Source organism: Kocuria soli, assembly GCF_003797835.1.
GTDB lineage: Bacteria > Actinomycetota > Actinomycetes > Actinomycetales > Micrococcaceae > Kocuria > Kocuria soli.
In genome coordinates this window covers 25,621-38,568 of record NZ_RKMF01000013.1, presented here as the reverse complement: position 1 = coordinate 38,568, position 12,948 = coordinate 25,621, and the positions used below count along the sequence as shown (strand labels likewise).

General features: G+C 67.3%; 9 protein-coding genes. 2 read left to right on the top strand and 7 right to left on the bottom strand.

Annotated features, from left to right (window positions below):
• Positions 1 to 197 precede the first annotated feature (197 nt).
• Both EDL96_RS10290 and EDL96_RS10285 read right to left on the bottom strand, forming a co-directional pair.
• Positions 198 to 950: a rhomboid family intramembrane serine protease gene (locus EDL96_RS10290; RefSeq protein ID WP_233568840.1), complete on the bottom strand. Its 753-nt coding sequence runs from the start codon at positions 948 to 950 to the stop codon at positions 198 to 200.
• 91 nt (positions 951 to 1,041) lie between these two features.
• A complete protein-coding gene (locus EDL96_RS10285) occupies positions 1,042 to 1,584 on the bottom strand; it encodes a peptidylprolyl isomerase (protein WP_123825808.1) in 543 nt (180 codons plus the stop codon).
• 191 nt (positions 1,585 to 1,775) lie between these two features.
• On the opposite strand from EDL96_RS10285, the gene EDL96_RS10280 reads away from it, so the two are divergent.
• Entirely contained in the window at positions 1,776 to 2,618 is an 843-nt protein-coding gene (locus EDL96_RS10280; protein WP_123825806.1) for a hypothetical protein, read from the top strand.
• A gap of 177 nt (positions 2,619 to 2,795) precedes the next feature.
• Here EDL96_RS10280 and EDL96_RS10275 read toward each other — a convergent pair whose 3' ends face one another.
• A complete protein-coding gene (locus EDL96_RS10275; protein ID WP_123825804.1) occupies positions 2,796 to 4,097 on the bottom strand; it encodes an Nramp family divalent metal transporter in 1,302 nt (433 codons plus the stop codon).
• A gap of 73 nt (positions 4,098 to 4,170) precedes the next feature.
• Complete coding sequence (locus EDL96_RS10270) at positions 4,171 to 4,974, bottom strand: PIG-L deacetylase family protein (protein WP_123825802.1); 804 nt, start codon at positions 4,972 to 4,974, stop codon at positions 4,171 to 4,173.
• A gap of 111 nt (positions 4,975 to 5,085) precedes the next feature.
• Here EDL96_RS10270 and EDL96_RS10265 point away from each other — a divergent pair, with 111 nt between their 5' ends.
• A complete protein-coding gene (locus EDL96_RS10265; RefSeq protein WP_233568839.1) occupies positions 5,086 to 6,354 on the top strand; it encodes an MFS transporter in 1,269 nt (422 codons plus the stop codon).
• Between the two features lie 137 nt (positions 6,355 to 6,491).
• On the opposite strand, the gene EDL96_RS10260 is transcribed toward EDL96_RS10265, so the two are convergent.
• The 3 genes from EDL96_RS10260 to lpdA all read right to left on the bottom strand — a co-directional run bounded on the left by EDL96_RS10260 (position 6,492) and on the right by lpdA (position 12,948).
• Positions 6,492 to 8,399: a PTS transporter subunit EIIB gene (locus tag EDL96_RS10260; RefSeq protein ID WP_123825798.1), complete on the bottom strand. Its 1,908-nt coding sequence runs from the start codon at positions 8,397 to 8,399 to the stop codon at positions 6,492 to 6,494.
• Positions 8,400 to 8,459: 60 nt separating this feature from the next.
• The gene (gene ptsP, locus EDL96_RS10255; RefSeq protein WP_123825796.1) at positions 8,460 to 11,126 is read right to left on the bottom strand and encodes a phosphoenolpyruvate--protein phosphotransferase; all 2,667 of its coding nucleotides are present in this window, start codon (positions 11,124 to 11,126) and stop codon (positions 8,460 to 8,462) included.
• Positions 11,127 to 11,523: 397 nt separating this feature from the next.
• Positions 11,524 to 12,948 (bottom strand): dihydrolipoyl dehydrogenase, encoded by a 1,425-nt coding sequence (gene lpdA, locus EDL96_RS10250; RefSeq protein ID WP_123825794.1) that lies wholly within the window; start codon positions 12,946 to 12,948, stop codon positions 11,524 to 11,526.

Here is a 12,948-nt window from a genome sequence, read left to right as displayed (position 1 = left end):
CCCGATCCCCACCCCGTGCAGAAGGTTGTCCACAGGTGTGGAGAACATTGTGCACATCGTGAACCATGAACTCGGTCAAACGGCGGGATCCGCGTCAGGACACTGCCCACAGGGTTGTTCACACATGTGGAATTACACGTGTGGAACTTGTCCACGGGTGTGGATGAAGCCTGTGGACGGCGGGTACGCAGACGCCGTCAGCGCCCCTGTTCGGTGGCTTGAGGCCTGCCTCCGGCACTCCGCGGGTTTCGCCTGGAACGGGCCAGGAAGATGCCCGTGACGACCAAACCGGTCACCAGCCCGCCCAGGTGTCCCTGCCAGGAAATCCCGGGGACCAGGAACCCGAACACCACGTTGAGCCCGATCAGGACCAGGATGGTGGTCAGGTTCGACCGGAACTGGCGCGGCCCCCACAGCGTCACGGCCAGTACGGCCCCGAACAGACCGAAGATGGCGCCGGAGGCACCCACCGTCAGCGAGTACTCCGGGGACAGCAGGACGACGGCGGCAGCGCCACCCAGCAGTGATGCGACGTAGACGCTCAGGAACCGGCCACGCCCCAGTCCCCCTTCCAGCATCCGACCGAAGATCCACAGCGTGTACATGTTCAGGAGCAGATGCGTGGGATTGGTCATCGAATGCGCGAACCCGCTGGTCAGGATGCGCCACGGTTCCGTAAAGGCCACGGCCGGTGCCAGGCCCAGCCAGTAGGTCGCGTCGATCCCCGTGAGGTTCAGGATCCACATCAGGGCGTAGACGGCCACGTTGGTCCAGATCAACGTCCAGGTGACGACCATCGGGTTGCGGGGACGGACGGGGGCCTGACGCTCGGCAGGGCCGGACGTCCCGGTGTGTTCGGCGTGGTGGGGCCGACCGTGAGCCGTTTCGTACGGGACGGGGCGGTGGGCGGCGTCGTCGTCGGGATCAGGACCGGAGGTGTACTGGTTCATGGGTGTCCTTCTGAGGTACCGGGAATCACGGAGGGCCCCGCCGATGCTCGGCGGGGCCCTCCGTGATGCGCATGCGCGACGTCGGTGTGGGTCAGAGCTGCTCGATGTCGATCGAGGTGATCACGCAGTCCTCCACCGGGCGGTCCATGCCGCCGGTGGTGACGTTGTTGAGCTCGTCGACCACCTTGCGGGAGGCATCATCGGCGACCTCACCGAAGATGGTGTGCTTGCCGTTGAGCCATTCGGTGGCGATGGTGGTGATGAAGAACTGGGAGCCGTTGGTTCCCTTGCCTCCGCGCTTGCCCGCGTTGGCCATGGCCAGCAGGTAGGGCTTGCTGAAGGACAGCTCGGGGTGGATCTCGTCGTCGAACATGTAGCCGGGGCCGCCAACACCCTGACCCAGGGGGTCACCGCCCTGGATCATGAAGTCCTTGATGATGCGGTGGAAGATGACGTCCTTGTAGAGGGGGCCTTCACCCTTCTCGCCGGTCTGCGGGTGCACCCACTCCTGGGACCCGTCGGCCAGGCCGATGAAGTTCTTCACGGTCTTGGGAGCGTGGTTGCCGAAGAGGTTCACCACGATGTCGCCGTGGTTAGTGTGGATTGTCGCCTTGGCGGTGGCAATAGCAGTCATGACGCTCAGTATGGCACGCACGATTACGCGTGCGAACTGGTGACGGTCGAGGCCCCGAACTGTTCAGCGCACAGTGAAAATTGCGCTGATCCGGGCCGTCATTACGGGGTAAGTAGGCTTTCTATCGTGCTTGAGTACACGTGTGGCCGTATGCTGGCACAGGAGACTCGTCACCCTAGGAGGGAGCTTCCATGAGCTTGTTCAAGTCCAAGGCCCAGAAGAAGGCCAAGTCCCAGCACAGCGCCATCGAGAACCGCATCGTCGATGCCGGTGACTGGATCGCCAAGGAGATCGGCGCCGTCGCCCCGACCCTGCAGCAGAGCGCCAAGTCAGGCGCCGCAACCCTGGCCGGCGGCGTCCACGCTGCCAGCCCCTACGTCCAGGACGGCATCGGCCGGGCACAGGGCGCTGCAGCCAAGGCAAAGGTCGGCGCAAGCCCGGCGGTTGCCAAGGCCGCAGCCGCAGCTGCCCCCGCTGTGGCCAAGGTCAAGGCGTCCCAGGCTTCCGAGCGGGCCGCCAAGGTCTACGGCGAGGGCCGGGATGCTGCTTCCGCGCGTTACAACGCTGCCGCCGCGCAGCTGGCCGGCAAGTTCGCCAACGCTGACACCCCGGAGCAGCTGGAGGCCATTGTGGCCCGTCTGACCGGCGACAAGAAGGCCGTCACCAAGGCAAAGAAGGCTGCCGCCAAGGTTGCCAAGGACTACGCCAAGCAGCAGAAGAAGGCCCAGAAGTCCGGCAAGGGCTGGCTGATCCTCGGGCTGGTTGCGGCTGGTGCCGTCGCCGGTGCTGCCGCGTTCAAGGCGTCCCGCCCGGTCCAGGATCCCTGGAAGACCCCGGCCTCCACGTCCCCGCGCGTGACCGCGTCCCCGGTTGACCCCAACACCACCGTTGCCGCGGGCTCCGGTGTGAAGGTCGACGACGCCAAGGACGCCAAGTCCCCGGTGGACGCCGCCAAGTCCGTCAAGGACGACGCCAAGAACACCGCTGCGGACATCAAGGAGCAGATCAAGGGCACGGACAACAACCAGGCCTGATCTCGCTGTCGTGATTTGACGCGATCACAGCGGCCCCGCACCTCTTCCGGAGGTGCGGGGCCGCTTCGTATGTCCGGGCCTACATTCCCGCGCCGATTTCGGGGTTGTTCCGCCTATTCGGCCCTATAGGCGGAACAACCCCGAAGTCGGCGGGAGGAGGCGGCGGAAGAGGGCCGGTCAGCCCCCTGCGCCCAGAACGTCCTGAATGGTGTCCCAGGTCTGGTAAACGCCCAGGATGATGAACAGGATCGCGCAGACGGCCAAGACCAGGTTGGTGAACCAGCCGTTGCGCCAGTTCTTGGGCACACGGTCCGTGTTGAGCAACCCCAGCAGGGTGATGGCGAGGAACGGCATGAACAGCGCGCCAAGAACCCCGTAGAGCAAGATCAAGAAGATCGGCCGCTCCAGAAGCAGCAGGAGCATGGGTGGGAACGTCAACCAGAGCAGGTAGAACTTGGTGTACTTCCCGCCGGGGCGGGTGTCCGGGTGCCCGGCGGGCTTGTTGCGCATGTTGCCCCAGAAGTCAGCGAACATGAGGGACACCCCTGACCAAACGCCTACCACGGAGGAGAAGGACGCCGCCCAGAAGCCGACCAGGAACATGACACCGATGAAATCGCCGTACCGATCACGCAGGACCTCGTCCAGATCGAGCAGGCCGCTGTCGCTGGCCGAAACCGTCAGTCCGGCCGTGTAGAGCACCTCCGCGCCCACCACCAGCATGGCCAGAACAAATATGCCGGTGACGACATATGCCGTGGTGTTGTCCAGCTGCATGACCCGCATCCAGCGCGGAGTGGCCCAGCCCTTCTCCCGCAACCAGTACCCGTAGGCGGCCAGCGTGATGGTGCCGCCGATACCTCCGGCCAGCGCCAGTGTGTAGACCAGCCCACCTTCCGGAATGACCGGGACCAGCCCGGTGATCATGTTCGGAATGTTGGGCAATGCCAGGATCGCGAGCCCCACGACCACGACGAACATGATTCCCACCAGCGCGGCGGTGACCTTCTCGACCGCGGCATACCGTCCGAACCACACGAGCGCCAGGCCGATCAGCCCGGACAGGATCGCCCATACCCACAGGGGCAGCCACGGGAACAGCGCCGCGAGCGGCAGAGCGGAGGAGGACATCGCCGTCGCGCCGTACACGAACCCCCAGATCATGATGTAGGGGCCGAAGTACCACGTGGTCCACCGACCGAGTGAGCGCCATCCCTCAAAGATGGTGCGCCCGGTGGACAGCGAGTACCGCCCGGCACCTTCGACCAGCACGATCTTCATGATCGTTCCCACGATCACGGCCCACAGCAGGGCGTACCCGTAGCGTGAGCCCGCAGCCAGCGTGGCCACCAGGTCCGCAGCGCCGACGCCGGTCGCAGCCACGACCAGGCCCGGACCCACGATCTTCCATCCACGCAACCGCTCCTGCGGTTCGTTGGGATCAATGCCCGGTAGCGGCCCCAGAACGTCTTTGTTCATGAACTTGCCCCTTCACCTCGGTGTTCAGGTGGATATGGTGTCAGGGCAGTTAAACACGGCCGTCAGGCTCAGCTCAGAAGGGCCACTCCCGCAACATTCCGTCCGGACGTCCCGCCTCCCGGTAGTGCTCGGTGCCGAACGCAGCCTCGAACTGGTCCTGCGGCAAGGACAGCAAGTTCTGCACGTCCTCCTGAGACGAGTGACAGCCCAGGGCGCGGCGTTTGACGGCCAGCAACTCGCCGTCCAACTCAACCGCCCAATGCAACTCTGATTCCGGGAGACCGAGCCCGTTGCCGTCGTCGCCGGGGTGTTCGGGGTCGAAGAGGGTCTCCGGGTCCGCACCGGCGGCCACCGCGGCCTCGAAACGTCGACGCATCTCGTCCCGATTCATGCTGGTCTCCAGCAGGCGCGGCCGCGTGGCGGCCAACTCGGCGGCTCTGTGGGCCACGGCGTGTACTTTCACATGATCGGGGTGGCCGTAATTCCCGTGCCAGTCGTATCCGACCAGTACGTCCGCGCTCTCCTGGTCCAGTATCGCGGCCACCTTGGCGGCGGCCTCGTCCACGTCGGCCCCCATGAAGGAGCGGTTGGCGGAGTTCTGCTCCCACCCGGTCATGCCGGAATCCGTGTACCCGAGCCATTCGACGCGGTGGATCCCGATCTCCCGCGCGGCCGCAGCAGCCTCCAGTCGCCGGTGCTCAACCACACCCAGCACCGGTTCACCGTTCTTCGGCGCGGGTGGCGGGGTGCCGTGGTCGCCGTTGGTGGCGATGATTTCAACGACGCGGTGACCCTCGGCAACGGCCTTGGCCATGGTGCCCGAGGTTCCCGAGGACTCGTCGTCGGGATGGGCGTGCAGGAATACGAGGACGGACATGTTCGGAACAACCACCCGCGCCCGTGTGTTCTTCCGCTGGCCCGGCGTGACGTCCACTGCAGTTCACGTCCGGGCACGCACCCGACCGATCGACCAGTGATGGGATGTTCCGTGGCCCGCACCTCCTCCCCCTCACCGCCCAGTGCCCGCACCACCTACGACGGCGCACACCCCGGTGGAAACCAGACCGCCTGGGCGGTCGTTGCGATCATCGCCCTGTCGGTCGGTGGATTCGCGATCGGCACCACCGAGTTCATGACCATGGGCGTCCTCCCGCAGATCGCGGAGTCCCTGGGCGTGCCCGAACCCCAGGCGGCGCACGCGATTTCCGCTTATGCGCTGGGCGTGGTGGTCGGCGTCCCCGTGCTGTCGATCTTCGGTGCGCGCCTGCCACGCAAGGGGCTGCTGTTGTCCCTCATGGGGGTGTACGCCGTCTTCAACATCCTGAGCGGCCTGGCCACCAATTACGCATTCTTCACGCTGGCCCGGTTCTTCGACGGTATGCCGCACGGGGCATATTTCGGGGTGGCGTCCCTAGTCGCAGCCGGTTTGGTGGCCCCGCAGTACCGTGGGCGCGCGGTGGCCGGCGTGATGATCGGACTGTCCGTGGCCAACATCGTGGGCGTGCCCACCGCCACCTGGATGGGCCAGACCTTCGGATGGCGGTCCACCTACGTCCTGGCGGCCGCGATCTCCGTACTGACGGTGGTCCTGGTCATGATCTTCGTCCCGGCCACCCCCGCCGACCGTGACGCCAAGGGACTCTCCGAGGCCCGGGACTTCTTCCGCCGCAGCCAGGTCTGGCTGACCATGGCCGCGGGCGCTGTGGGATTCGGCGGTCTGTTCGCGATCTACTCCTACATCGCCACCACGGTTACCGACGTCGGAGGGCTGTCCGCCTCCAGCGTCCCCCTGTTCCTGTTGGCCTTCGGTCTGGGCATGACGGTGGGGACCTGGCTGGCCGGTGAACTGGCCCGGTGGTCGATCGCCAAGTCCCTGCTGCTCGGCTCGGCGGGCTCCGCCGTCGCCATGCTCCTGTTCTGGCTGGTCATCCCCCGCGGGTGGTGGGCGCTGCCGGTGCTGTTCCTGATCACCGCCATCGGGTCGATCCTGGTGACCAACCTCCAGCTGCGCCTCATGGACGTGGCCGGGGACGCCGTCACGCTGGGCGCGGCCATGAACCATGCATCGCTGAACGTGGCCAACGCCCTGGGTGCTTGGCTCGGCGGGTTGGTCCTCACCGCTGGGCTCGGCTACCGCACGCCGTCGTTGGTGGGTGCCGCCATGGCTCTGGCCGGCGCCGGAATTCTGCTGTTCGCGTTCCGACTCGAACGCTCCCGCCCGACCAACACCGACGACGTCGTCGCGGCCCGTACCTGAGGCACCCCCCGTCGCAGCCGCACACGGCATACGAACAAGACAGCCGCACAAGGACGGGCGGCACGAAAGAGGGCCGGTGACCACGTCGGAACGTGGTCACCGGCCCTCGTACGTCAGGCGGTCAAGCCGCCAGGTTGTCAGCCCACGGGCTGCTTGCCGAGCTTGGCGCCCATCGCCGTGGCGTACTGGTTGGCGTTCGAGCCGACCACCAGGTGCCACAGGTCCGGGGAGACCTGAACGGCTCCGGGCAGACCCGCGGCGTTCAGGGCCGCCTCGTCGACCTTGGTGGAGTCCTTGACCTGGACCCGCAGCCGGGTTTCGGCGGCGGCGTCTGCCTGGGAGACGTTCTCCGGACCGCCCAAGGCGGCCAGCCACTGGCTCGCCTTGGCCTGGTCCTCGTCGGAGACGACGTCCTTGGGATCCGCGGCACCGGTTCCGTTCGCACCGGTTCCGTTCGAGCCGGCCCCGGCGTCGGTGGAGCGGGTAGCGGCGACGCCCGCGGCGGTCGAACCACCCGCAGCGGCACCACCGGCAGCCGCGGCACCGGAGGTGTCGCCACCTTCGAGTGCGGCCTTGGCGGCCTTGGACTCGGCGCGCTGTTCCGGGGTGCGGTAGTCCAGGAAGATCACCAGGAGCATGGCCACCAGGAACGCGGCACCGATGGACAGGGTGTACAGGCCAATGCGGTCGAAGGCCGGGATGGTCAGCAGGGAGGTGAACACGAACGCGTTGGTGTGCACCTGACCGCCGCCGAAGCCCTGGACCAGACCACCCACGGCACAGCCCACCAGCATGAGCGGGTAGATGCGCTTGAAGCGCAGGTGAATGCCGTACAGGGACGGTTCGGAGATACCACCCAGCAGACCGGCCGCGAGCGCACCCGTCGCCGTCTGGCGCATCTGCACTTCCTTGTCCTTGATGGCCAGGAAGAGAACGCCGGCGGTGGCGCCGAAGCAGGCGAAGTTCCACGCGCCCATGGGGCCCTGGATGTAGTCGAAGCCCAGGGTCTGGATGTTCAGCAGCATGATCGCGTTGATCGGCCAGTGCAGACCCAGCGGCACCATGAACGGGTAGGCCAGCGGGATGATGATCGCGAAGATGAACGGCGAGAACGCGTTCACGGACTGCAGCACGTTGGCCAGACCGGCACCTGCGAACACGCCGATGGGGCCGATCAGGAACGCGGTCAGTGGCAGCATGATCAGCATCGACAGGAAGGGCACGAAGATCAACTGCACGTTGGCCGGGATGATCTTCTTCAAGCCCTTGCTCAACGGCCCGAGCACCGCAGCCATGAGCAGCGGCGGGAACACCTGGGAGCCGTAGTTGAAGATGGTCAGCGGGATGCCGAACACGTCGACCAGCGTCACGTCACTGCCTGCGACGTTGGCCTGGTACGCAGCGGGGGACTCCCCCAGGGCGGCGAAGCCCGGCAGCATCACCAGGGCCATGACGGCGAAGCCGACCCACGGGTCAGCGCCCAACTTCTTGGTTGCGTTGTAGGCGACCATCAGGGGCAGGAAGACGAACACCGACTGCCACATGAAGTTCACGAACTGCCAGGACGGGTCCAGGTCGGTTCGCGGGTCCGCCCAGTTGCCGATCACGCCCAGGGTGCCCATGAGCGCCATGAACGTGATGAACAGGGAGGCGCCCAGCAGGGCACCCAGGATCGGGCGGAAGGAGTCGGAGAGGAACTCGAAGAAGTTGTCCAACCAGGAGAACTTGCCGCGCGGGCCCTTGGCACGGGCGGCAGCCTTCACGTCGTCGGCGGATTCTCCGCCGCCACCGCCGCGGTTGGCCATCGCAGGCAGGGCGTTGATCTCGTTGTACACGGACTGCACGGCGCCACCGATGATCACCTGGTAGCGCTCACCGGCCTGGGGCACGGAGCCCATGACGCCGTCGATGGAGTCCACGGTCTTGGCATCGACCACGCTCGCGTCGTTGAGCTGGAAACGCAGACGCGTGGCGCAGTGCGTCAGGCTCGAGATGTTGTCCGGACCGCCGACGGCGTCGACGATCTGCTGTGCTGAATTACTCATGGGGAGGGATCCTTGTCAGTCTTCGCTCTGGGGTTTTGTCACCGGTTGGCGGCCGGTGATTCAGTCCTGGTCCATGGGGACCAGTGAGCGAACCTCTTCGGGGGTCGAGCAGGTGACGGCCTGGGCCGCCAATTCCTTGCACTGCTCGAGTGAGTACTCCCGGACCTTCGCTTTCACGGAGGGGATCGCCGGGATGGAGGCGCTGAGCTCGTCGACACCGAGCCCAACGAGAATCGGGACGGCCTGGGGATCGGAGGCCACGCCACCGCAGACGCCGAGCCACTTGCCCTGGGCGTGCAGCGCGGCGGCGGCCTGCCCGATCAGGGTCAGGACGGCGGGGTTGCAGGGGTCCACCTGCGCGGCCAGCTTGGGGTGGCCGCGGTCCATCGCCAGCGTGTAGCTGGTGAGGTCGTTGGTGCCCACGCTGAAGAAGTCACAGCCTTCCTCGGCGGCGAACTGCTGGGCCATCACGGCCACGGAGGGGACCTCCATCATGATGCCGCAGGAGACCTTGGTGGTGATGCCGGAGGCGGCCTTCTCCTCGTCGAAGATGGCCTTGGCGGCACGCCAGTCCGCGATCGTGGCGATCATGGGGAACATGACGTGCAGTTCGGCGCCGGCGCCAGCGGCCGCGAAGATCGCGCGCAGCTGGGTGCGCAGAACCTCGGGCTGCTCAAGGCCCACACGCACACCGCGCAGACCCAGGAACGGGTTCTCCTCCTTGGGGATCGGGAGGTAGCTCAAGGGCTTGTCGCCGCCGACGTCGAGCGTGCGCAGGACCAGGGGCTGACCCGGCTTGAGGGCCCGCGAGCACTCCGCGTACACGTCGGCCTGTTCCTGCTCCGTGGGCGCGGTCGGGCGCTCCATGAACACGAACTCGGAGCGCAGCAGACCCACACCCTCGGCGCCGTGCTGCATGGCCTCCCGTGCGTCGTCGGCACCGCCGATGTTGGCGACGACGGCGACCTGGTGCCCGTCCGTGGTCACGGCGGGTTCGTCCTTGGCTGCGTCCTCGACGGCCTTGCGCTCGGCCATGCGCTGCTGCCGCGCCTCGATCCCGGCGATCTCCTCGTCGGAAAGGTTCACCTGGAGCTTGCCGGCCGTGCCGTCGAGCACCACGCGGGAGCCCTCCGCGATGTCCAGCGCGCGGGCCTCGATGCCGGCGACGGCGGGGATGTCCATGGAGCGGGCGATGATCGCCACGTGGGAGGAGGCACCACCCTGCGTGGTCGCAAAGCCCACGACCTTGGAGCGGTCCAGCTGTGCCGTGTCGGACGGGGTCAGGTCCTCGGCCACCAGGATGGTGCCCTCGGCCAGTTCGGCCTGTTCGCGGTGCTGCCCGGTCAGGGTCTCGAGCACGCGCTGACCGACGTCGCGCATGTCCGCAGCACGCCCTGCCAGCACCTCGTTCTGCAGACCTTCCAGCTGGGTGGCGAAGCCCGTGTAGGACTCCCGCCAGGCGAAGGCCGCCGACTTGCCCTGGTCGATCCCGGTCTGGGCCTGGTTGACCAGTTCGGGGTCGCGCAGGATCTCCTGGTGCGCGCCGAAGATCTCGGCCTTGTCCTCGGAGCCTTCGTTCACCAGGCGCTGCTGGAGTGCGCCGAGTTCGTTGATTGAGGTCTGGATCGCCGCGTCGAGCTTGGCGCGCTCCTGGCCGGGGTCCTCCCCGGTCTCCTGGACCTGGATCTCCGTCTGACGCATCTGCACCACACGGCCGATGCCCAGACCCGGCGAGGCGGTCACGCCGAGCAGGACGTTCGGGTCGCCCGAGCGGGGCTCATCCGTGACGTGCACCGGCTCGGCCTGCGAGGGCTCTTCGACGGCGGGGGTGGCCAGGGTGTCCGCAGTGCCGGACGGCAGGGTTCCGACGTCTTCGCCCAGGCCACCGTTGATGGCCTCGGTCAGCGCGGTCACGGCCTGCTGGGCATCCGGGCCGGTGGCGGTGATCGTCATCTTGTCGCCGAAGGCGAGGGCCATGGCCAGGATGGAGACGATGCTCTTGGCGCTGCCGGACTCGTCCTCCTTGTCCAATTGGATGTCGGACTCGAAGTCCTTGGCCACGTTGACCAGGTTGGCCGCGGGGCGCGCGTGCATACCCGTGGGGTTGGGGATGATGACCTCGGCGATCGCGGTGTCCGACCCACCGGCGGAAGCGGCTCCAGCGGCCGCACCAGCAGCTACGCCTGCCCCGGCACCCGCCGCGACCCCGGCGGCGGTGGAACCCGCGGCGCCGTCGTTGGTGGATTCGCCCGCCAGGACGACCTCGGCGGCCACGTCCTGGCCGGCCTTGACCAGCCCGGACTTGGGCGACAGGGAGTCCACCCGATCAGAGTTGGCGATCACGATCTGGGTCAGGAGGCTCTTGGCGCGGGTGGCCAGGAAGTCCAGTTCGAAGTCGATGAGCGGTTGGCCCACGGTCACACGCTGGCCCTGTTCGACCAGCGGGGTGAAGCCCTGCCCCTGAAGGGCGACGGTGTCCAGGCCGATGTGCATGAGCACGTCCAGGCCGTCTTCCGAGCGGACGGTCACGGCGTGGCCGGACTGTTGGACGTCCACCACCTCACCGGCCACCGGGGCCACGAGCTGACCGGCCAGGGGGTCGATGGAGAACCCCTCGCCCATCATCTTCTGCGCGAACACGGGGTCCGGTACCTCTTCGATCGGCACCAACACGCCGGTCAGGGGAGCGATGAAATCGATCCTGGTGGCCGTCGTCGGGTCACTCATTGCGTCCCTCTTCTCTCCGTTGATCAGGGGCGGGCGCCACACGGCGCAGTCATACGTTAGGCCTAAGTTCTGCGCATGGCACACCTCACCGGACAACGAAGGTCACTCAGGACCGAGGCCCACCCGCAAGTTGGCCCCACCGGATCCGTACCGCACCGAGGACTTAGGCGCGATTGAACAGTAGACGTTCAGTCGCCTCAGATGGCGACGGTTGCCCGAGGTTTTCCGTGGGGCCTTGTGGCTACTTTTGGGATTGCGGTGTTTCAGCAGGTCAGCTGGGTGTGCAGACGTCGGGAAGTCGCCAGGTTTTTCCCGACGACGGCGCGTCCCGGACACACGGCGGCCCCGGAGCGGAACTCCGGGGCCGCCGTCGCCGGCTCTCGGGCACCGACCACCGTCACAGACTGTTGATCGGTCTCCCGAGGGCCTTGAGAACCGCCTCGTGCACGGCCTCCGATCGCGTGGGGTGCGGGATGACGGACCGCGCGAACTCCTCGGCGGTCATCCCGGCGGCGTGGGCCACGCTGAGCATCCCGATCAACTCCGTGACTCCGGCACCCACCAGGGTGGCACCCAGGATGTGACCGGTGTCCGTGTCGATCGTGACCTCGGCAAAGCCCACGGTCTCCCCCGCGCCCAGCGCCCGCCCGTTCTCGGACATGGGCACCCGGCCGGACTTGACGTTGAGGCCCTTGGCCCGGGCTGCGGCGGCGGTGATGCCGATGCTGGCCACCTCCGGGGAGGTGTACGTGCACTTGGGCACCCAGTCCCGCCAGTCCTCCGGTTCGGGAACCCGGCGGACGCCCGCGAGCGCGTCGATGCACCGTACGGCTTCCGTGGTGGCCTTGTGGGCCAGACACGGGCCACCGGCCACGTCTCCGATCGCGTAGAGTCCCCACACGCCCGTGCGGCCGACGTCGTCGGTGATCACGGAGCCGTCCGGGCGCAGGATGTCGTACGGCTCCAGCCCCAGGTCGGCGGTGTTCGCCTTGACGCCTACCGCCAGCAGCACGGCATCGGAGGTGGTCTCCTGGGCGGCTCCGTTGGAGTCCTCCCAGGTGGTCACCATCGACCCCGGCCCTTCACCGGTGCGGGTCACGGAGGTGATCTTCACCCCGGTTGCCGTGGTGATGCCCTGCTTGCCGAGCTCGCTCGCCAGGACCTGGGACACCGACGGCGCCTCCGCCGGAAGCAACCGGTCGGCCGCCTCCAGAAGCGTCACCTGCGATCCCAACGCCGAGTAGACGGAGGCGAATTCGGACCCGATGGCGCCCGAACCGATGACCAGAAGGGACTCCGGCAACGTCTCCGGTGCCAGCGCCTCACGGTAGGACCAGACACCGGGATCGGACAGGTCGATCCCCGGCAGCGAGCGCGGCGCGGCACCCGTGGCCAGCACGACGTGGTCGGCCGACAACCGGGTCACCCGGCCGTCGTCGTCGGTGACGTTGACCTCGCCCTTGTCCGCCAACCGGGCCGAACCCCGGAACACCTCCACACCGTTGCCGGCCAGCAGCGCACCCACACCGCCGGCCAGTTGTCCGGCCACGGACCGCGACGCCGCAACCGCCCCGGCCAGGTCGATCTCCGGGGCGGGGTACTGCACCCCGAAGTTCGCACTGTGCCGGGAGGTCCGGGCCAACTCGGCCGCGTGCAACAGGCTCTTGGTGGGGATACAGCCCCAGTTGAGGCAGATCCCTCCCAAGTCACCGCGCTCCACCACGGCCGTCTGCAATCCCGTTTGCGCCGCCCTGATCGCCGCGGGGTAACCACCGGGGCCCGCCCCGACGACCACGACGTCGAACTGTTTGGGTTCATTCAT